This is a genomic window from Curtobacterium sp. AC273 (genome assembly GCF_979253735.1).
The window spans coordinates 152,817-171,096 of sequence record NZ_CEEDDU010000004.1 but is presented as its reverse complement, the minus strand read 5'-3'; the positions used below and the strand labels follow the sequence as shown (position 1 = coordinate 171,096).

At 70.4% G+C, this 18,280-nt stretch carries 19 protein-coding genes and 6 pseudogenes; 13 read left to right on the top strand and 12 right to left on the bottom strand.

The genetic code is table 11. From position 1 onward, the window contains the following. Window positions 1–448 precede the first annotated feature (448 nt). The 9 genes and pseudogenes from ACZ8AI_RS06745 (at window position 449) to ACZ8AI_RS06705 (ending at window position 5,963) form a co-directional block, all read left to right on the top strand. A pseudogene (locus ACZ8AI_RS06745) lies at window positions 449–1,610 on the top strand (Gfo/Idh/MocA family protein). Window positions 1,611–1,914: 304 nt separating this feature from the next. Continuing rightward, window positions 1,915–2,121, top strand: coding sequence for an extracellular solute-binding protein (locus ACZ8AI_RS06740; RefSeq protein WP_464857476.1), 207 nt, complete (start codon window positions 1,915–1,917; stop codon window positions 2,119–2,121). Next, window positions 2,118–2,324, top strand: a complete 207-nt coding sequence (locus tag ACZ8AI_RS06735) for an extracellular solute-binding protein (RefSeq protein ID WP_464857474.1) — start codon at window positions 2,118–2,120, stop codon at window positions 2,322–2,324. The genes ACZ8AI_RS06740 and ACZ8AI_RS06735 overlap by 4 nt, the downstream gene beginning before the upstream one ends. After that, a pseudogene (locus ACZ8AI_RS06730) lies at window positions 2,311–2,526 on the top strand (ABC transporter substrate-binding protein); the annotation flags it as partial. The gene ACZ8AI_RS06735 and the pseudogene ACZ8AI_RS06730, both read left to right, overlap by 14 nt. 100 nt (window positions 2,527–2,626) lie before the next feature. Further along, window positions 2,627–2,962: an extracellular solute-binding protein gene (locus tag ACZ8AI_RS06725; protein ID WP_464857472.1), complete on the top strand. Its 336-nt coding sequence runs from the start codon at window positions 2,627–2,629 to the stop codon at window positions 2,960–2,962. 207 nt (window positions 2,963–3,169) lie between these two features. Beyond that, window positions 3,170–4,690, top strand: coding sequence for a carbohydrate ABC transporter permease (locus ACZ8AI_RS06720; RefSeq protein WP_464857469.1), 1,521 nt, complete (start codon window positions 3,170–3,172; stop codon window positions 4,688–4,690). Continuing rightward, a complete protein-coding gene (locus ACZ8AI_RS06715; protein WP_464857467.1) occupies window positions 4,603–4,881 on the top strand; it encodes a hypothetical protein in 279 nt (92 codons plus the stop codon). The genes ACZ8AI_RS06720 and ACZ8AI_RS06715 overlap by 88 nt, the downstream gene beginning before the upstream one ends. Further along, window positions 4,878–5,093, top strand: a complete 216-nt coding sequence (locus tag ACZ8AI_RS06710) for a hypothetical protein (RefSeq protein ID WP_464857465.1) — start codon at window positions 4,878–4,880, stop codon at window positions 5,091–5,093. The genes ACZ8AI_RS06715 and ACZ8AI_RS06710 overlap by 4 nt, the downstream gene beginning before the upstream one ends. A gap of 264 nt (window positions 5,094–5,357) precedes the next feature. Beyond that, the gene (locus ACZ8AI_RS06705) at window positions 5,358–5,963 is read left to right on the top strand and encodes a TolB-like translocation protein (RefSeq protein ID WP_464857463.1); all 606 of its coding nucleotides are present in this window, start codon (window positions 5,358–5,360) and stop codon (window positions 5,961–5,963) included. Between the two features lie 305 nt (window positions 5,964–6,268). Here the strand turns inward: ACZ8AI_RS06705 and ACZ8AI_RS06700 are convergent, their stop codons facing one another. From ACZ8AI_RS06700 to ACZ8AI_RS06670, 7 genes are all read right to left on the bottom strand, one after another. Further along, window positions 6,269–6,562 carry an ATP-binding cassette domain-containing protein gene (locus ACZ8AI_RS06700; RefSeq protein ID WP_464857509.1) on the bottom strand — a complete coding sequence of 98 codons (294 nt, stop codon included), beginning with the start codon at window positions 6,560–6,562 and terminating at the stop codon, window positions 6,269–6,271. A 477-nt stretch (window positions 6,563–7,039) separates the two neighbouring features. Continuing rightward, window positions 7,040–7,213 carry a hypothetical protein gene (locus ACZ8AI_RS06695; protein WP_464857461.1) on the bottom strand — a complete coding sequence of 58 codons (174 nt, stop codon included), beginning with the start codon at window positions 7,211–7,213 and terminating at the stop codon, window positions 7,040–7,042. Further along, the gene (locus ACZ8AI_RS06690; protein WP_464857459.1) at window positions 7,210–8,463 is read right to left on the bottom strand and encodes an ABC transporter permease; all 1,254 of its coding nucleotides are present in this window, start codon (window positions 8,461–8,463) and stop codon (window positions 7,210–7,212) included. The genes ACZ8AI_RS06695 and ACZ8AI_RS06690 overlap by 4 nt, the downstream gene beginning before the upstream one ends. A gap of 420 nt (window positions 8,464–8,883) precedes the next feature. Continuing rightward, complete coding sequence (locus ACZ8AI_RS06685) at window positions 8,884–9,402, bottom strand: glycosyltransferase (RefSeq protein ID WP_464857457.1); 519 nt, start codon at window positions 9,400–9,402, stop codon at window positions 8,884–8,886. A 67-nt stretch (window positions 9,403–9,469) separates the two neighbouring features. Continuing rightward, window positions 9,470–9,832, bottom strand: coding sequence for a hypothetical protein (locus ACZ8AI_RS06680; RefSeq protein ID WP_464857528.1), 363 nt, complete (start codon window positions 9,830–9,832; stop codon window positions 9,470–9,472). Between the two features lie 66 nt (window positions 9,833–9,898). After that, window positions 9,899–10,846 (bottom strand): PIG-L deacetylase family protein, encoded by a 948-nt coding sequence (locus ACZ8AI_RS06675; RefSeq protein WP_464857455.1) that lies wholly within the window; start codon window positions 10,844–10,846, stop codon window positions 9,899–9,901. After that, entirely contained in the window at window positions 10,840–11,967 is a 1,128-nt protein-coding gene (locus ACZ8AI_RS06670; RefSeq protein WP_464857453.1) for an acyl-CoA dehydrogenase, read from the bottom strand. Before ACZ8AI_RS06670 ends, ACZ8AI_RS06675 begins: the two co-directional genes overlap by 7 nt. 30 nt (window positions 11,968–11,997) lie before the next feature. On the opposite strand from ACZ8AI_RS06670, the pseudogene ACZ8AI_RS06665 reads away from it, so the two are divergent. The 4 genes and pseudogenes from ACZ8AI_RS06665 (at window position 11,998) to rplL (ending at window position 15,462) form a co-directional block, all read left to right on the top strand. Beyond that, a pseudogene (locus tag ACZ8AI_RS06665) lies at window positions 11,998–12,733 on the top strand (response regulator transcription factor). Further along, window positions 12,730–14,181, top strand: a complete 1,452-nt coding sequence (locus ACZ8AI_RS06660) for a sensor histidine kinase (RefSeq protein WP_464857451.1) — start codon at window positions 12,730–12,732, stop codon at window positions 14,179–14,181. The pseudogene ACZ8AI_RS06665 and the gene ACZ8AI_RS06660 overlap by 4 nt, the downstream one beginning before the upstream one ends. Window positions 14,182–14,512: 331 nt before the next feature. After that, window positions 14,513–15,026, top strand: a pseudogene (rplJ, locus tag ACZ8AI_RS06655) (50S ribosomal protein L10). A gap of 51 nt (window positions 15,027–15,077) precedes the next feature. After that, window positions 15,078–15,462 (top strand): annotated as a pseudogene (rplL, locus tag ACZ8AI_RS06650) (50S ribosomal protein L7/L12). Window positions 15,463–15,626: 164 nt separating this feature from the next. Here rplL and ACZ8AI_RS06645 read toward each other — a convergent pair. From ACZ8AI_RS06645 to ACZ8AI_RS06625, 5 genes and pseudogenes are all read right to left on the bottom strand, one after another. Further along, window positions 15,627–16,553 carry a hypothetical protein gene (locus ACZ8AI_RS06645; protein ID WP_464857449.1) on the bottom strand — a complete coding sequence of 309 codons (927 nt, stop codon included), beginning with the start codon at window positions 16,551–16,553 and terminating at the stop codon, window positions 15,627–15,629. Between the two features lie 191 nt (window positions 16,554–16,744). Further along, window positions 16,745–17,353 (bottom strand): APC family permease, encoded by a 609-nt coding sequence (locus tag ACZ8AI_RS06640; RefSeq protein ID WP_464857447.1) that lies wholly within the window; start codon window positions 17,351–17,353, stop codon window positions 16,745–16,747. Between the two features lie 106 nt (window positions 17,354–17,459). Continuing rightward, window positions 17,460–17,642, bottom strand: a pseudogene (locus ACZ8AI_RS06635) (amino acid permease); the annotation flags it as partial. 20 nt (window positions 17,643–17,662) lie between these two features. After that, the gene (locus ACZ8AI_RS06630; protein ID WP_464857445.1) at window positions 17,663–18,028 is read right to left on the bottom strand and encodes an amino acid permease; all 366 of its coding nucleotides are present in this window, start codon (window positions 18,026–18,028) and stop codon (window positions 17,663–17,665) included. 2 nt (window positions 18,029–18,030) lie between these two features. Then, window positions 18,031–18,171, bottom strand: coding sequence for a hypothetical protein (locus ACZ8AI_RS06625; protein ID WP_464857443.1), 141 nt, complete (start codon window positions 18,169–18,171; stop codon window positions 18,031–18,033). Between the last annotated feature and the right edge of the window lie 109 nt (window positions 18,172–18,280).

The following is an 18,280-nucleotide window of genomic DNA, read 5'->3' as shown; positions in this document are numbered from 1 at the left end:
CCGCGAGGACGTCGAAGCGATCGCCCGTGAGCTCCAGCGCCCTCGCCCCGCGTGCGGCCGACCACGGCCTGACGCTCGGCTACCACAACCACGCGTTCGAGTTCTCGAACCGCATCGACGGCGTCAGCGCCTACGAGGTCTTCGCCGACGCCCTGTCCGACGACGTCGTCCTCGAGCTCGACACCTACTGGGTGCAGGTCGGCGGCGACGACCCGGTCGCGATCATCGGCCGAAGTACGGCGACAAGGTGCAGTTCCTGCACGTCAAGGACGGCGACGGCTCGCACGACGACAAGCAGCAGGTCGCCGTCGGCAACGGCATCATGCCGATCCGCGAGATCATCGCCGCGGCGCCCGACGCCCTGCACGTGATCGAGCTCGACGACCACGAGGGCGACGTGTTCAAGGCCGTCGCCGACTCCTACACGTTCCTCGAGGGGGCCCGCGCACTGACCGACACCACGACCACCACCGGCACGACGACCGACGACACGAAGCGCACCGGTCCGGTCGGCGTCGGCGTCATCGGCGCCGGTGTCATCTCGGACCAGTACCTCTCGAACCTCACGGTCTTCCCGGACGTGAAGGTCCACTTCATCGCCGACATCGACCTGCCGCGCGCCGCCGCCCAGGCCGAGAAGTAGGGCGTCGCCGGTTCCGGCACCGTCGAGGAGCTCCTGGCGAACGACGACATCGAGATCGTCGTCAACCTGACCATCCCGGCCGCCCACGTCGAGGTCGCCCTGCAAGGCCCTCGCCGCCGGCAAGCACGTCTGGGGCGAGAGAGCCCTACGCACTCTCCGACCGCTCGAGCGCCGCCGAACTGCGCGAGGCCGCACGTGCCGCGGGCAAGACGGTCAGCGTCGCCCCGGACACGTTCCTCGGCGCCGGGCTCAGACGGCCCTCCGCACCATCCGCGACGGTCGGATCGGCACCCCCCTCAACGGTCTGACGCTCTTCCAGAGCCCCGGCCCGGAGTCGTGGCACCCGAGCCCCGAGTTCCTCTTCGCGTACGGCGCGGGCCCGCTGTTCGACATCGGCCCGTACTACATCACGGCCCTCGTGCAGGCGTTCGGCCCGGTGGCGAAGGTGACGGCGACCTCCTCGAAGTCCCGTGCCACGCGCACGATCGGCTCCGGCCCGAAGGCCGGCACCGAGTTCCCGGTCGACGTCCCGACGAACCACTCGGCACTCATCGAGTTCGAGAACGGCGGCAGCGCCCAGAGCGTCTTCTCGTTCGAGTCCGACCGTGGCCGCACCGGCTTCGTCGAGATCGCGGGCGAGACCGGCACGGTCGTGTTCCCCGACCCGAACAACTTCGACGGCGACACCGAGCTGTAGCCGGCGCTCGGCGCCGAGGAGCCCGAGACGATCCCCGCCGTGGGGTCCACCTACTCGCGCGGAACCGGCGTGGTCGACCTCGCCCGTGCCCTCCGCGCCGGTGAGGAGAACCGGGTCCCCGGTGCCCTCGCCTTCCACGTCCTCGACGTGATGGTCTCCATCGCCGAGGCAGCCGAACGTGGTGCGGCAGTGCTCGTCGAGAGCACCGTCGCACCCTCCCCGACCCTCCCCGGGGAGGGCTGGGACCCCGCGGCGTCCACCCTGTCCTGACGGACGGGTCCCGCCCGGCGACGGACCTGGCCGGGACCCCGGCCGCCACGGACCGGGCGACACCGCACCACACAGCAGCACCCGACAGCAACACCCTTTCCATCCCCTGCACCATCTCAACGACGAGAAAGTAGCAGAGTCCGCGCACTGCCATCAGCACACTGGCCATCATGCCGCGGCCGCGGCACTCACACGTGACCGGCCTCGCAGCCTACTCCTCCGGGTCCTCCGGCTCCGGCGGCGACCCAAGACGCTCACCTACTGGGCGTCCAACCAGGGCACGTCGCTCCAGAACGACAAGGAGGTGCTGACCCCCGTCCTCAAGAAGTTCACGAAGGAGACCGGGATCAAGGTCAACCTCCAGGTCATCGGCTGGAACGACCTGCAGAACAAGATCCAGACCGCCGTCACACTCGGCCAGGGCCCGGACGTCGTCAACATCGGCAACACCTGGGCGACCTCGCTCCAGGGGCCACCGGCGCCTTCCAGGAGTTCGGTGACTCGGAGATGAAGGCGATCGGCGGGTCCGACAAGTTCGGCAAGGTCGCGCTCTCCACGGGTGGCGCGCCCGGCAAGACCGTCACGAGCGTCCCGCTCTACGGCCTCGCGTACGGCCTGTACTACAACAAGAAGATGCTCTCCGACGCCGGCATCACCCCGCCGACGACGTGGGAGGACCTCGGTCGCCGACGCCAAGAAGCTGACGACGGGTGACACTCTACGGGTTCCCAGCCTCGCCGGCGGTTCGTACACCGAGAACTCGCACTTCGCGTTCATCAACTCGGCACAGAACGGTGGCGAGTGGTTCGACAAGGACGGCAAGCCGACGTTCACGTCGAAGGCCAACGTCGACGGCATCAAGCGCTACCTCGACCTGATGCAGGACGCCAAGGTCGCGAACCCGTCGAACGCGCAGTACGACAACGCGACCCAGTCGACCACGGACTTCGCGAAGAAGAAGGCCGCGTTCATCCTCAAGCCAGAACAACGCGAACGCGAGATCGAGGTCCCTCGGGATGAAGTCGGACGAGTTCGGCGTCATGCCGCTGCCGGCCCCGTCCGGTGGCAAGGAGATCGCCAGCTTCCCGGCCGGCATCAACCTGTCGGTGTTCAAGAACACGAAGAACAAGGACGGCGCGCTCAAGTTCGTCAAGTACATGACGAGCATGGACACGCAGACGACGCTGGACAAGCCGTACTCGGCTCTGCCGGTGCTCGCCGCGGCTGCTGACTCGGTCACCGACGAGCAGACGAAGACGTTCCTCGACATCTACAACAACAAGGCGGAAGCCGCTCCCGCATGGACTGCCCGCCGAGGACCAGTTCGAGTCCACGGTCGGCAAGGCGATTGAACGACATGTTCGCCAAGATCGCCCGCCGGTTGAAGGTGTCCGAGTCGGACATCAAGACCGGGGCGCTCCAGACCGCCCAGGACCAGGTGTCCCAGGCGAACGGCTGATCCAGCGCCTGGAGGCCCGGGGCGCGTCCGCAGGACGCGTCCCGGGCCTCCACCCCCACACCCGGCCCTGCGCCGGGGGTGGAGACGCATCGGCTCACGCATGCCGCGCCTCCAGACCGCTGCCACGGTCACGGGCGCGAAGCCCCGATCCTCCTCCTGCCGAAGGAAGGCCACCACCCCATGTCCACCTCGGTCCTGCCCGATTCCGGAGAGCATCGACCTGACCCACACGAAGGCGCCGACCCTGTCGGGTCCGCAGCCGGGCCGGAAGCCGAAGCGTCACTGGCTGCCCTACGCGCTCGTCGCGCTGGCCATCCTCTTCGAGCAGTCCTCACCGTGGCCCGCAGTACTCCGTCGGCATCTGGATCAGTTCATCCAGCTCACCAAGTACTTCATCGCGAACTGGGGCGCCGCTCCCTTCGCCGGGTTCGGCAACTACGCCGTCGTGGTCGACTTCGACCAGGCGATCGGCAAGGGCGTCCTGAACTCGTTCATCATCACCTGCGCCTTCACGGTGCTCGTGGTCGGGCTCTCCTGGACCTTCGGCATGGCCGCGGCCGTCGCGCTGCAGAAGCCGTTCGCGGGTCGCGGACTCTTCCGCACCCTCTTCCTGGTGCCGTACGCGCTGCCGATGTACGCCGGCGTGATCACCTGGAAGTTCATGTTCCAGCGTGACACCGGCGCACTGAACCACCTGCTCGTCGACCAGCTGCACCTCTTCGGTGGCAACGCCCCGTTCTGGCTGATCGGCAACAACGCCTTCGTGGCCGTGGTCGTCGTCGCGGATCTGGAAGACCTGGCCCTTCGCGTTCCTGATGCTCATGGCCGGTCTGCAGTTCCGTGCCGAACGACGTGTACGAGGCCGCCTCGGTCGACGGTGCCAAGCCGTTCCGCCAGTGGCGCTCGATCACGCTGCCGATGGTCCGCCCGGTCAACTGTGCCGCTCGTGCTCGTGATGTTCCTGTGGACGTTCAACGACTTCAACACGCCGTTCGTGCTGTTCGGCTCGACCGCGCAGCCACCCGCCGCGGACCTGCTGAGCTTCCACATCTACAACGCCTCGTTCATCACCTGGAACTTCGGCTCCGGTGCCGCGAGAGCGTCCTGCTCCCTGCTCTTCCTGCTCGTCGTCACCGGCATCTACCTCGCCGTGCCGACGGCCAACCGGAGGTCCGTGCGTGCGGCAGAACAACTGGCGCCAGAGTCCTTCAAGATCATCACCCTGATCGTCCTGACGCTGTTCACGGTCGTTCCGCTCTACGTGATGATCACCACGGCGATCAAGCTCCCTCGGGGACGTGCAGGACAACTTCACGTGGATCCCGTCGAACATCACCTTCCAGCCGTTCATCGACATGTGGTCGACGGTGCCGCTCGGCCGGTACTTCATCAACTCGCTCGTGGTCTGCACGGTCGCGACGGTGTTCTCGCTGATCATCGCGACGTTCGCCGCCTACGGTGTCTCGCGCTGCAGACTTCAAGGGCAAGAGCACCTTCACCACCGCGGTGCTCTCCACCCAGATGTTCCCGGGCGTGCTGTTCCTGCTGCCGCTGTTCCTCATCTTCACGAACCTCGGGAACTCGCTCGGCATCCAGCTCGTCGGCAGCTGGACCGGCCTGATCATCACGTACCTGACGTTCACGCTCCCGTTCTCGATCTGGATGCTCGCGGGCTACTTCGAGACCATCCCGCGTGAGCTCGGACGAGGCCGCGATGGTCGACGGCTCCGGCCCGATGGGTGCCCTGTTCGAGGTCATCCTGCCCTCGGCCCGTCCGGAGTCTGGTGGCGGTCGGGATCTACTCGTTCATGACCGCCTGGGGTGAGGTCCTCTTCGCCTCGGTCATGACGAACGGGCTCGGCTCCACCCTGGCGGTCGGTCTGCAGCAGTACTCGACGCAGACGAACGTCTACTGGAACCAGGTGATGGCGGCGTCGCTCGTCGTGTCGATCCCGGTCGTGGCCGCGTTCCTCATCGTGCAGCGCCAGTTCGTGGCCGGTCTGACCGCCGGCGCGGTGAAGTAGGCACGCTGCCCCACCCGAGACTCGGGCTGGGCGACTGATCTCGTGGCGCGGAGCCCGAGCGACGTCGCTCAGCCCGAGTCTCTGCTTTTTTCCCCCCCAGACGACAGGATGGACGCATGACCGAGACCCGAGGGCGACAGCTGCTGCCCGGCCAGACCAGCCGCGTGCACGTGTACGACGTCGAGGCCCGCGCCTCGCGTGCCGTGTTCGAGTCCGACACGGTGCTCGTCGAGGCGCCGAACGATCCTCGACGCCGACACCCTCGTGCTCAACGGCAACGGGGACCTCTGGCTGCTCCGGCTGCCGGCGGCGGACAGCGGCACCGTGCTCGACGAGTCGGCGCTGGTCCCGGTGCCGATGGACGGCGTCGACGAGATCAACAACGACCACGTGCTCGACCCGTCGGGGACCTCGATCGTGGTGAGCGCGCGCAACGGCGAGCTGTACCGCGTGCCCCTGCCCGCGGGTGGTGCCACGACGCAGATCACCGACGCGGCGGCCGTGCTGCCCATCACGCGGAAGTACTACCTGCACGGCATCGCCCCGGACGGCTCGTCCCTGGCTGCGATCGTGGGGGAGCTGTCCGAGGACGGCGTCTGGACGACCGACGTGGCGATGGTCGACGCGACGACGGGGGAGACCACCTTCGTCACCCGCGACGAGCACCCCGACGACGGCTGCACGATCGCGGCCGACGGCACGCTGCTCTGGAACACCGAACGGTTCACCCCGGGGACGGCGCAGCTCGCGACCCTCCGGCCGGGCGCCGACGACCCCGTCGGCTCACGAACGACGACCGCGTGGACTGGTTCCCGCACCTGTCGCCGGACGCCGCGCACCTGCTCTACCTGTCGTACGAGCCCGGCGTAAAGGGACACCCGGCGGACCACCCGGTCGAGCTGCGGCTGTTGCCCGGCAGCCTGGTGCGTGGCGCACGGATCGCGGTGCTGCCGGAGACCCTCGTCGCACTCGAGGGTGGCCAGGACGGTCAACGTGCCGCCGTGGGCGCCGGACTCGACCTGGTTCGCCTACTGCGACTACCCTGTCGCGCGGTAGGCGGCCCTCCGGGTCCCGGCCCGGGCCGGGCCGGCGCCGGCGCCCGTGCCCGCAAAAACGCGACGTGGGCGGTTCCTCGCAGCGCTGTACACGCTGCGATAAAACCGCCCTGGTTGCGTTTAGCGCGTCCGGCCCCGCCCGCCCGCCCCGCTAGACCTCGCGCACCTGGCCCTGCTTGATGTGCAGCCGGCGCTCGGCCCGCTTGGCCACCCACGGGTCGTTGCGTCACGATGACCACGGTCAGCCCGCGGTCCTTCCACTGCTTCCTCGAAGTAGAGCCCCATGATCTCGGCACGGGTCGCCTCGTCGAGGGCCCCCATCGGCTCGTCGGCGAGCAGCACGCTCGGGTTCTTCACGAGTGCCCGGGCGATGGCGACGCGCTGCTGCTGCCCGCCCGAGAGCTCCGCGGGCAGGTGGTCGAGCCGTTCGCCGAGCCCGACCTCCTGCAGGGCCGCCGTCAGCGCGTGCCCGGACCTCGGCCCGGGAGCGGTTCGCCAGCGACCCGGCGAACGCGGTCTCGACGTTCTCGAGCACCGTCAGGGTCGGGATGAGGTTGAAGCTCTGGAACACGAAGCCGATCTCGGTCGCCCGCAGGTCGGTGAGCGCCCCGTCGCCGAGCTTCGCGACGTCCCGCTCGCCGAGCAGGATCGATCCCGCACTCGGCCGGTCGAGCGCGCCGAGCATCTGCAGCAGTCGGCCGACTTGCCGCCGCCGGTCGGCTCCTGGACCGCGACGAGCTGCCCCTGCGGGATGGTCAGGTCGACGTTCGTCAGCGCGGTGACGGTCCGGTTCTTCTGCTTGTACGTCTTGCTCACGTTCTGCGCCAGACGGTAGATCGGACTGGAGGCGCGGCTCGCGTCCGCCGGAGGAGGCTGCGGTCTCGGTGCTGGTCACGGGGGCTCCTGTCGTCGGTTGGGTACGTCGGTGGCGGTCGTGGTCGGTTCGGTCATCAGGCCACGCTCCGCGAGTGCTTCGGCCGGACGGAGCCGGCTCGCGCGCCAGCCGCCGAGGGCGCCGGCGATGAGGCCACCGAGGATCGCCAGCCCGATTGCGAGCAGGATCACCTCGACCGTGACCGGCGCGTGCAGGACGACGTCCTGGTCGTGCTGGCCGTGCTCGCATCGCCGCTGTAGACCCGCCGGCCAGGGCGCCGCCCACGGTCGTGCCGCCGCCAGGCATGCCGCCGGCACCGGCACCGGGCCCGCGGTTCCGCCGTCGGCCGCCCGTGGCGCTCGCCGAGATCGTCGGGGCGATGACGTTCACCACGAGTGATGCCGAGGAGCCCCACGGCGGCGCCGATGACGCCGCCGATGATGCCCTGCACGAGGGACTCGCCGGCCACCTGTCGGGTGATCCGGCCGTTCGACCAGCCGATCGCCTTGAGCGTGCCGAACTCACGCGTGCGGCGGGTGACGCCGGAGATCGTGAAGAGGATCGCGATGAGGAACGCCGCGGCGAGGACCACGATCGATAGCCACGTGCCGAGGTTCGAGACGAGGTTCGAGGCCGTGCTCAGCGACCCCGAGACACTCGATGCCAGGTCGGACTCCGTGGAGACGGTCGCGCTCGTGAGCTGTTTCTGCAGGGCGGACTTGATCGTGTCCACGTCGGCGGACGACGTCGCGGAGACGGAGATCGAGGTGACCTTGCCGTCGAGGTCCGCCAGGGCCTGCGCGGTGTCGAGCGGGACGTGGGTGTTCGAGCCGGTCGTGGACGACGAACCGGTCGACGAGACGATGCCGATCACGGTGAAGTCCTTCCCGCCGATCGACACGGTGTCCCCGACGGCCTTCGACTCGCTCTTCGCGTAGGTCGCGTCGAGCACGACGACGTCCTTGCCGGCGTCCTTCGCGGTGAAGGTGCGGCCCTTCGTGAGCTCGGTGCTCGTCAGCGGGCCGACGGCGTCGCCCGAGACCGGGATGCCGGTGACCGTGAACGAGTCGACGCTGAACGAGCCGCCGCCGAAGCCACGCCCACCCTCGGTCCCACCGGTGGACGGCGCCTGCTGGGCGGTGCTGTCGCTCGAGCCGCTGCCGGACTGCTGCTGGACCTGGCCGGAGAACGTGCTGTTCTCGAGGGTGAGGACGCCGGTCGCGGCCTTGACGCCGCTCGTGCCCGTCACCGTCGTAACGTCCGCCGCGCTGAGCGTGCTCGTCCCGCGGGTGACGGCGAGGCGGGACTGCGACAGGTCCGTCGAGCCGCTGCCGCTGTCGGAGCTGCCCTGACTGCCGAAGTCGAAGCTCGGCCGGCCGGTGCTCGACGACGTCGGCTCCTCGGTCTTGGTGACGGTGATGTCGGTGCCGACGCCGTACACGGACTGCCAGCACGGTCGCCTGCGCGGCCTGCACGCCGCCCGCGATCGAGGACACGATGACCACGAGGGCGATGGCGAGGGCCATGCCGATCGCGATGATGACGGTCTGCTTCTTGCGGTTCGTGAGTTCGGCGCCTGAGGTAGGTCAGGAACATGGTTCTCCTCGGTGGTGGCCGGCTGGGGTCACCGGCCGTGCAGAGCGCACGGCGGGGCCGACGGAGGAGAACCTAGGCAGCGCGGTTATCACCGGCACTGCCCGTCGCTATGTGAATCCTAAGGACGCCTCAACTCGCGTCGCCGTAGGTGACCCGGGGTGCTCGGCGTACCCGCCCGGGGTCCGGCCGTCGAACCGGCCGCTCGTCACCACCGGCAGCTCGGTCGTCGCGCGGACGTCGAACCCGAGGGCGCGGGCGCGTTCCACTAGTCGGACGTCCTCGTGCTCGGGTACGGGTCGAAGCCGCCGAGCGCGAGGGGGCGATCGCCACGCAGCCCGAGGTTCGCGCCGTGGACGTGGCCGAGCGTCGACCCCGGCGGGTGGGCGTGCAGCCACCGCGCGAGCACCACGGGGTCGAGGTCGTCCGGGTCCGGCACGACCGCCCCGACGAGCACGTGCGCACCGGCGTCGTGGGCCTCGACCTGCTGCACGAGCCACCCGGGGTCGACCCGGGAGTCCGCGTCGGTGTGCGCGGTCCACCGGCGCGACGGCTCCGGACCGGTCGCGAGGGCGCGGGTGGTGCCCACGGCGCCGCCCGTCGACGCCGAGCCGTTCGGTCTCCACGACGTCGACGGCAGCGTCTCCCACAGCGGATCGGCGGCTGCGGCGGCGCGGAGGACGTCAGCGGTCCGGTCGGTGCACCCGTCGAGCACGACCGTCACGGCGACCGCCACCTCCGGGTGGGTACGGGCCAGCACCCGGACGGCGTCGGTGAGCGCGCCCACGCAGCCGGCGATCCCGTCCTCCTCGTCGTGCGCCGGGACCGACGACGTCGAGAGCGCGCGGGGAGGCTCACGGGGTCAGTCCCTCGGCGGTCGCCACCGAGACGACGGTGGCGCCGGGGAACACGCTCAGCACGAAGTCCTCCTCGACGTGTCGGACGAGCGCCGGGCGCGGCCACCGCTCGGCGAGCCGCGCGTCGACGACGTCACCGCTCGACACCGCTTCGTCGTCGGGGTGCCGCCAGTGGCAGGCGACCAGGACGCCGTCGTCGTCGAGCGAGGCGAGCACGCGGTCGATCGTCGCGTCGAGGTCGGCGGGGGACAGGTAGTAGCCGACCTCGGACATCACGACCGAGGTCCCACCGGCCGGCCGGCCACTCCGACGGCAGCGCGGCCTGCACGAACCGCGCGGTCGGTGCACGGTGGTGCGCACGCTCGAGCGGTGCGGCGGAGATGTCGGTGCCGAGCACGTCGTCCGCCCGCTCCGTGAGTGCTGCCGTCAGCACCCCGGTCGCGCAGCCGAGCTCGAGCGCCGATCGGTAGCGCTCGCGGGGAGCGCCGCCAGGGTCACGGCACGCTTCCGCCGCTCGTACCAGGAGCCGTCGAAGTCCCACCCCTCGGGCTTTCGCTCGTAGTGGGCGTCGAAGGACTCCCGGGATCGGGAGACTTCGGCCGCCGAGGCACGGTCGTCGTCCGGCGCGAAGAACCACTCGACGGGGCGGAGGTGGTGTGCGGCGTGCCGGTCATCGACGATGGCCTCGTCCCCGGGCGCCGGCGAGAGCGGATGGGTCTGCGACCGGTACGCGTCGAGCGCCCGTCGCTTGCGGTCGAGGACGTCGGCCGGCACCGCGAGCACCCGTGCACGGTCCCAGGGCATCGCCGATGCGTCCGGGTCGTCCCAGTGCCAGGCCCAGATCGGGTAGGTCAGCAGCACCGCGCCCCCGACTGCGCCGACCACGTCCTCGGCGATCTCGCCCGCGACGCGGTGGTCCCGGTGGCCGTCGCCGCGCCACGGTGCGACGACGAGCGTTGGCCGCGACGCCCCCGCCAACCGAGCGGCCAGGGCGTCCCGGAGCACGTCGGGGTGCTCGCGCAGCCCGCCGTCGGGCACGTCGAGGACGGTGGCGCTCGCCGCGGGGTGCAGGACGCGCAGGGCGGTTCGGAACTCGTCCTCGCGGACCCCTCCGGAGGTCGTCAGGGTGGTCGTCGGCGAGTCCGGGTGCGATCCCTCGCCGCGCGTGACGAGCAGCACGTGCACGGGGACACCGGCGTCGGCCGCCGTGGCGATGAGCGCACCGGCGCCGAGGGTCTCGTCGTCCGGGTGGGGTGCGACCACGACGACGGCGCCGGTGCCGTCGAGGGTCACCGGCGCTGCCGCGACGTCGGCCGTCGAACGGGTCCAGGCAGCGGGGTCGGTGCCGGGCTCGCGGTGGTCGAAGCTCACCACGCGACACCGCCCGAGCCCGCCAGGACCTTCCGGCCGATGCGTGCCAGGTCGCGGTCGCCGTGGTCCTGCAGCACGTACAGCTCGAGGTCGGCGAACCGTGCGGCGACCGCCGGGTCGGTGGCCAGCGGGCCGGGGCCGACCGTCGCGACCACCCCGGGAGCGCACGGCGTCGACGGCGCGGCGGACGCGCGACCGGACGAGCTGCGCGAGGAGGGACCAGTCGGTGTCGTCGGGGTCGGGCGCGTCGATCCGGGCGGCCGCGTCGGCCAGGGCATCCTCGGCGTCCGCGAGGTCGGCGACGGTGGCCCCGAGCGCCGCCTGCAGCAACTCGGAATCAGGGTGGTCGGCAGCCAGCGCGCGGAGCACCCGGGCGAGTCCGACCGCGCCGCCCCACCAGCACGCCGCGACGCCGATCCCGCCCCACCCGAACCCGGACGCCGCAGGTACCAGCCGGGTCCGCCGACCGGTTCGGCCCGGACGCCGTCGAAGTCCACGGGGCCACTCGGCACGTCCGGCATGCCCCGGGCGACCCAGGCCTCGTCGTGCACGGTCACGCCGGGCTGGCGGAGGTCGACCGCGAACAGCTGACGCGCATCGCAAACGTGCGCGGTGACGAGCGCGTGCGAGAGCGTCGACGCGAGCGAGCACCAGGGCTTCGTCCCGTCCAGCACGACCGGACCGTCGGCCGAGCCGTCGGACGAGCTGCGCGAGGCCGTCAGTCGGAGCCCCGGCCCCTCGGCGGCGAACACACCCCACGTCGACCCCGGCGGCACGGCGACTCCGGCCTGCGCGAGGATGCCGAGCGCGTCCAGGTGCGGCTCGACGGTCCGAGCGGTCGCGACGTCGGCCGCGGCGATCGCCGCGAGCGTCGCGAAGCACGAGCCGGCGGTGCCCGCGGACAGGATCGACGCCGTGGTGGTGACCGTCTGCGCGAACGCGAGCCGGTCCGCCGGGGACGAGCCGTGCCTCCCGGCCTGCTCCTCGATCCGGGCGCTGTCGACGCGACGGGCGGAGGACGGCCAGGCCGAGGAACGCAGCGATTCCTCGAACCTACGGAGGCGTGTCCGTGCGTGTCCTCGGCAACCCACAGACGGCAGAGGGGCGCTCCACAGACGCCTCATAGGAATCTCTCGATACTCGAAGACGTGACCATCTCCCAGCCTGCAGCAGCCCCGCGCCTCACGCGTGCCGACGGAACCCCGTTGCGCATCTCTCGTCGTCGACGACGAAGCCAGCCTCACCGACCTGTTGTCCATGGCGCTCCGGTACGAGGGCTGGGACGTGAAGAGCGCGAACGGCGGGCAGGACGCACTCCAGACGGCGCGGGAGTGGAAGCCGGACGCGATGGTGCTGGACGTGATGATGCCGGACCTCGACGGCCTGCAGGTGCTCAGCCGGCTCCGGCAGAACAACGACGACACCCCGGTGCTGTTCCTCACCGCGAAGGACTCCGTCGAGGACCGCGTGACCGGGCTCACCGCGGGCGGCGACGACTACGTGACCAAGCCGTTCTCGCTCGAGGAAGTGGTGGCACGGCTGCGCGGGCTCATCCGCCGCTCGCAGATCTCGGTCTCGGAGGCCGGGGACTCCCGCATCGTCGTCGGCGACCTGGTGCTCGACGAGGAGTCGTACGAGGTGCACCGTGCCGGCCGTCCGATCGAGCTGACCGCCACCGAGTTCGAGTTGCTCCGGTTCCTGATGCGCAACCCCCGCCGCGTGCTCTCGAAGGCGCAGATCCTGGACCGCGTGTGGTCGTACGACTTCGGCGGGAAGTCCTCCGTCGTCGAGATCTACATCTCCTACCTGCGCAAGAAGATCGACGTCGGTGAGACCCCCATGATCCACACGGTGCGCGGCGTCGGGTACGTCATCAAGCCCACCTCGTGACCCTCCGGCGTCGGCTCGTCCTGAGCATCGTCGCCCTCGTCGTCGCGGTCAGCGCGGTCATCGGCGCGGGCAGCATCATCGCGCTCGCGTCCATCCAGACGGGGGCGATCGACGGGCAGCTGCAGAAGGCCACGACCCGTGCCAGCACGAAGTTCGGCGAGGGAGACGGGCAGCAGGGCGGGCGTCCGAGTGACGACCTCCTGCAACCGCTCGGCCAGGCCGCCGGCACGTTGACCGCCTACTACGTGACGGGTGGCGGCGCCGGTGGCATCGTGCTGCAGGAGGACGGTTCGCGCGGGCAGCTCTCCGCGCTGCAGCTGCAACGCCTCGGCGACGTCAAGGTCGGCGTCGCGCCGGCCACGATGGACCTCGGTGGCGGGATCGGCCGGTACCGCGTGGCTGCCGTGCAGGTCGACAACCCCGTGCTCGGCAACGCCGTCCTGGTCGTCGGGCTGCCGATGTCCCCGGTGTACGAGAGCGTCCGGTCGCTGCTCCTCGTCGTGATCCTCGTCGTCGCGGCCGCACTCGTCGCCGCGTCGCTCGTGGCAGCCGTCGTCGTCCGCCGCTCCCTCCGGCCGCTCGAACGCGTCGCCGAGACCGCGTCGACCGTCGCGCGGATGCCGCTCGAGCGGAGCGACGCACTGCAGGACGTCCGCGTCCCCGACACCGACCCCCGCACCGAGGTCGGTCGGGTCGGCAGCGCCTTCAACCGGATGCTCGGGCACATCGCCGGAGCCATGCAGGCCCGCGAACGGTCGGAGCAGAAGGTGCGCCAGTTCGTCGCCGACGCGTCGCACGAGCTCCGCACCCCGCTCGCGTCGGTGCGCGGCTACGCCGAACTCACCCGGCGGATGGGCGGGGACCTGCCGCAGGACGTCGTGTACGCGATGAGCCGGATCGAGTCCGAGTCGATCCGGATGACGTCGATGGTCGAGGACCTGCTGCTCCTCGCCCGCCTCGACGAGGGCCGCGAGGTCCAGTTCGACGACGTCGACCTCACCGGCCTCGTGTTCGACGCCGTGAACGACGCCCACGCCGCGTCGCCCGACCACCCGATCGAGGTCGACGTCCCCGATTCGCCCGTGGTCGTCGTCGGCGATGCCGCGCGGCTGCACCAGGTCATCGTCAACCTGGTCACGAACGCCCGGACCCACACGCCGGACGGCACCCGGATCACCGTCGGCATCACGCCCATTGCGAGCGGCGTTGACCTGACCGTGCGGGACACGGGGCAGGGGATCGACCCCGAGTTCCTGCCGAAGCTGTTCGAGCGGTTCGCCCGTGCGGACAGCTCGCGATCCCGGACCGCCGGGTCGACGGGCCTCGGGCTCGCGATCGTGGACGCCGTCGTGCAGGCGCACGGCGGGTCCGTCGACGTGCGGAGCGAGCCGGGGGACACCGTGTTCACGGTGCACCTGCCGGTCTCGCAGTCGGCTGCCCAGGACTGACCGTCCATCGGTCCATCGGTCCATCGGTCCGTCGGTCCGTCGGTCCGTCGGTCTGTCGGTCTGTCGGTCGGGAGGCGCGGGGCGGGCCCGCACCGCGCCTCCCGACCGCCGTTTGGTGACGATCAGAGCGTCTGGTACAGTTCTCGAAGCCAAAGACCGCCGGATGTTGCTGCGCTTGCGTCGCAACCGAAGGTCCTCTCTCGAGAGAGGCATCCCGCGCAGGTGTTCCGAACCACTCCCACCATCTGGTGAGAGCAGCTCCGAGCCTCTGCGCCGGAGCATTTTTTCGTTCGTGGACCTGGGGCTGCCGGCAAGACCCCCAAGGAGAACCATGGCGAACAAGGAAGCTGCGGTCGCCGAGCTCACGGAGTCCTTCCGTAGCTCGAACGCCGTTCTGCTCACCGAGTACCGCGGTCTCACGGTCGCGCAGCTCAAGGAGCTCCGCAACTCGATCCGTGAGCACGCCACGTACGCCGTGGTGAAGAACACGCTGACCAAGATCGCGGCGAACAACGCCGGCATCTCGTCGTTCGACGACGACCTCGCCGGTCCGTCCGCTCGCCTTCGTCCACGGTGACACCGTCGCCGTCGCGAAGTCGCTGCGTGCATTCGCCAAGGCGAACCCCGAGCTCGTGGTGAAGGGTGGTTACTTCGACGGTAACCCGCTCTCCGCGACCGAGGTGGACAAGCTCGCCGACCTCGAGTCCCGTGAAGTTCTGCTCGGCAAGCTCGCCGGCGCCTTCAAGGCCTCGCTGTTCGGTGCTGCGTACCTGTTCCAGGCACCCCTCTCGCAGGCCGTCCGCACCGTGGACGCCCTTCGCGAGAAGCAGGAGTCCGCGGCCTGATCAGGCACGCGTTCATCAACCACACGTACTAGCTAGTAGTAGGAGAAAATCATGGCGAAGCTTTCGCAGGACGAGCTCATCGAGGCCTTCAAGGAGCTCACGCTCATCGAGCTCTCGGACTTCGTGAAGAAGTTCGAAGAGGTCTTCGAGGTCACCGCTGCTGCCCCCGTCGCCGCTGCCGCGGTCGGTGTGCGCTGCTGCCCCCGCCGAGGAGGTCGAGGAGAAGACCGAGTTCGACGTCGTGCTCAAGTCGGCCGGTGACAAGAAGATCCAGGTCATCAAGGAGGTCCGTGGCCTGACGTCGCTCGGCCTCGGTGAGGCCAAGGCGCTCGTCGAGACCGCTGACGCCAAGATCCTCGAGGGTGTCAACAAGGAGACGGCCGACAAGGCGAAGGAGGCCCTCGAGGCCGCCGGCGCCACGATCGAGCTCGCGTAAGTACTGCGCAACTCTGCGCGAAGGCCGCTAGCCCTCCGGGGGTGGCGGCCTTCGTCGTGTGTGGGGGGCGGTGCGGTGTGGTGATCCGCCGGACTTTCGCGTTGACCGACACTTCACGGGCGTATCGCGGCGTGAAGTGTCGCTGAGGGCGTGAAGTCGCTCGGTCACAGGACGATCCCGTGCGAGCGGAAGAGTGCGCGGAGGCGGTCGGGTTCGACGAGGTGCCACCACGTGACGCGGATCACGGTGCGGACTCCGGGGAGGGCGCGGAGCCGGTCCTCCCGCCGCTTCTCCGCCCAGAGCACGGCGGACGGGTCGCGTCCGCCCAGCATCGACGGGTCGACGTACTTCTGTCTGCCGTCGAACTCGACGACGACGCCGAGCGACGGGAACCAGAAGTCCACGCGGTCCACCGTGCCATCGGGGTGCCGGAACTCGACCTGCGGTTGGTGCGGCGGGAGATCGAGCTGGACGAACCGGATCGCTGCGAAGGTATCGCCGACGGATTCGTGTCGGGCATCGAGGGCGGCGAGCACCGACGCGGCGCGGATCGCCCCGCGCGCCGGTCGGAGCGGGATGGAGCCCCGCAGGTCGGGCAGGGACAGTTCTCCCTGACGGAGCGCCGCGTCGACGGCGATCGCTGCGATGTGTGGCGTTGCCGACGTGGCGAGGGTGACCGCCGTGTCCAGCGGGTGTGTGACGGGAACGCCGTCGAACAAGACCGCGGCCGTGCGGGGCGGTCGGTTGCTCGGGTGGCGGATGACACCGGCCCGGTGCTGGATGACCGGGGCCGCAGGGTCGATGACGTGGACGCGCTCGGGGACGACGCCGGTGATCGGCCAGCCGTGGATGAGGGCTGCGCTGACGTGCGAGAAGACCGTCCCCGGTCGGAGTTGTGGAGCGATCGCCCGAGCACGGGCGAGGTGCTGCCCGGCCGGGCTGAGCGTGCTCCACTCGTCCGCGAGGATGTACACCCCGGCCAGGAGCCGGACCAGCGTGCCCGCCGTGTGCTGGCGTTGGAACCGCCGGGCGGAGGTCGGATCCTGCGCCGTTGCGCGGAGGAGGTTCGGGCGGCGCGTGCTCTCGTTCATGCGGCAATGCTCGACGGTGAGCGCGTCGTGGAGCGCTGCCGGGTCACATCTGTGGACGAGCCGGCCCGGCACGCGTGCTTGTGGACGATCGGGATCACGCGCTCAGCGACACTTCACGGGCGATCGAGGGCGTGAAGTGTCGCTGAGCGCGTGAAGTCGCGCCGCGTGCGCGCCCGCCCCGCCCGCGCGCGTCAGCGCAGCGTGCTGTGACGGCGGCCGTAGGCCAGGTACAGCACCGCGCCGGCGACCATCCAGATGCCGAACGCGATCCACGTCCCGACGCCGAGGAACACCGCGAGGAGCACGCAGCAGAGCGCGCCGACGATCGGCACGACGGGGAACAGCGGCACGCGGTAGGACCGCTCGAGTCCGGGCTGCGTGCGGCGGAGCACGATGACGGAGACGTTGACCAGGGCGAACGCCACGAGGGTGCCGATGCTCGTCGCGTCGGCGAGCTCCCCGAGCGGCACGAGTGCGGAGACAACGGTGACGACGAGCCCGATGATGAGCGTGTTCCAGATCGGGGTGCCGGTGCGGCGCGAGACCTTGCCGAAGACCTTCGGCACGAGGCCGTCGCGGGCCATGGTCAGCAGGATGCGGGTCTGCCCGTAGAGCACGGTGAGGACGACGCTGGCGATCGCGACGACGGCTCCGATCGAGAACACGAGCGCCACGACCGGCTGGCCGGTGACGTCGACGACGATGCGCACGAGCGACGCCTCGGACGACGAGAACTGCGTCCACGAGCGGGCCCCGATCGCGGCGATCGCGACGAGGATGTAGAGCGTGGTGATCAGCACGATCGAGCCGATGATGGCGCGGGGGAGGTCGCGGGCGGGGGTTCTTCGCCTCTTCGCCCGCGGTGGACGCCGCGTCGAACCCGATGTACGAGAAGAACAGGCGCGATGCCGCGGCGGTGACCCCGGCCGCACCCATCGGCGCGAGCGGCTCGAAGTTCTGCGTCTGGAACGCCGAGAACGCGACGACGACGAAGAACACGAGCAGGGCGATCTTCACGAGCACCATCACGGTGTTCACCCAGGCGCTCTCCCGCGCGCCGGGCAGCAGGATCGCTGTGGCGAGGAGCACCAGGACCGCGGCCGGCAGGTTCACCACACCGCCGTCGCCCGGAGGCGCCGAGAGTGCCGTGGGAGGTGCAGCCCGAACACGCGCAGGGTCTCGTCGACGTACTCGCTCGCGCCGACCGCGACGGCGGCGACCGACACGGCGTACTCGAGCACGAGGCACCAGCCGCACACCCAGGCGATCCCCTCGCCCATGGTGGCGTAGGTGTACGAGTAGCTCGACCCGGAGGTCGGCACCGCCCCGGCCATCTCGGCGTACGACAGCGCGGACAGCAGCGCGGCGATCCCGGCGAGCACGAACGAGATCCAGACGGCGGGCCCGGCGAGCGGCACGGCGGTGCCGAGGACGACCAGGATGCCGGTGCCGAGCGTCGCACCGACGCTGATCATCGTCAGGTGCCAGACCCCGAGCGGAGCGGCGGAGCGGTTCGCCGTCCACGCCCGCCGAGGCTCTCGGCCTGCAGCCGCTCGATCGGCTTGCGGCGTGCGAGCTGCGTGCGGAGGGACGTGGGGCGGGTGGACGCGGACGTCATGGGACCTCGAGTGGTGCGGGGATGGGGACGGGAAATCGTCGCATGCCCCTGAACAGGGTCAAATGAGCGGGGACGGCCGACGTCCGCACCCCGGGGCTAGGTTGGCTCC

Bases quoted from the DNA above. Each gene is read 5' to 3' on its own strand.
- ACZ8AI_RS06735 (WP_464857474.1), top strand. From the start codon at position 2,118: ATGAAGGCGATCGGCGGGTCCGACAAGTTCGGCAAGGTCGCGCTCTCC.
- ACZ8AI_RS06725 (WP_464857472.1), top strand. From the start codon at position 2,627: ATGAAGTCGGACGAGTTCGGCGTCATGCCGCTGCCGGCCCCGTCCGGT.
- ACZ8AI_RS06720 (WP_464857469.1), top strand. From the start codon at position 3,170: ATGCCGCGCCTCCAGACCGCTGCCACGGTCACGGGCGCGAAGCCCCGA.
- ACZ8AI_RS06710 (WP_464857465.1), top strand. From the start codon at position 4,878: ATGACCGCCTGGGGTGAGGTCCTCTTCGCCTCGGTCATGACGAACGGG.
- ACZ8AI_RS06670 (WP_464857453.1), bottom strand. From the start codon at position 11,967: ATGAGGCGTCTGTGGAGCGCCCCTCTGCCGTCTGTGGGTTGCCGAGGA.
- ACZ8AI_RS06645 (WP_464857449.1), bottom strand. From the start codon at position 16,553: ATGAACGAGAGCACGCGCCGCCCGAACCTCCTCCGCGCAACGGCGCAG.
- ACZ8AI_RS06630 (WP_464857445.1), bottom strand. From the start codon at position 18,028: ATGATCAGCGTCGGTGCGACGCTCGGCACCGGCATCCTGGTCGTCCTC.
- ACZ8AI_RS06625 (WP_464857443.1), bottom strand. From the start codon at position 18,171: ATGACGTCCGCGTCCACCCGCCCCACGTCCCTCCGCACGCAGCTCGCA.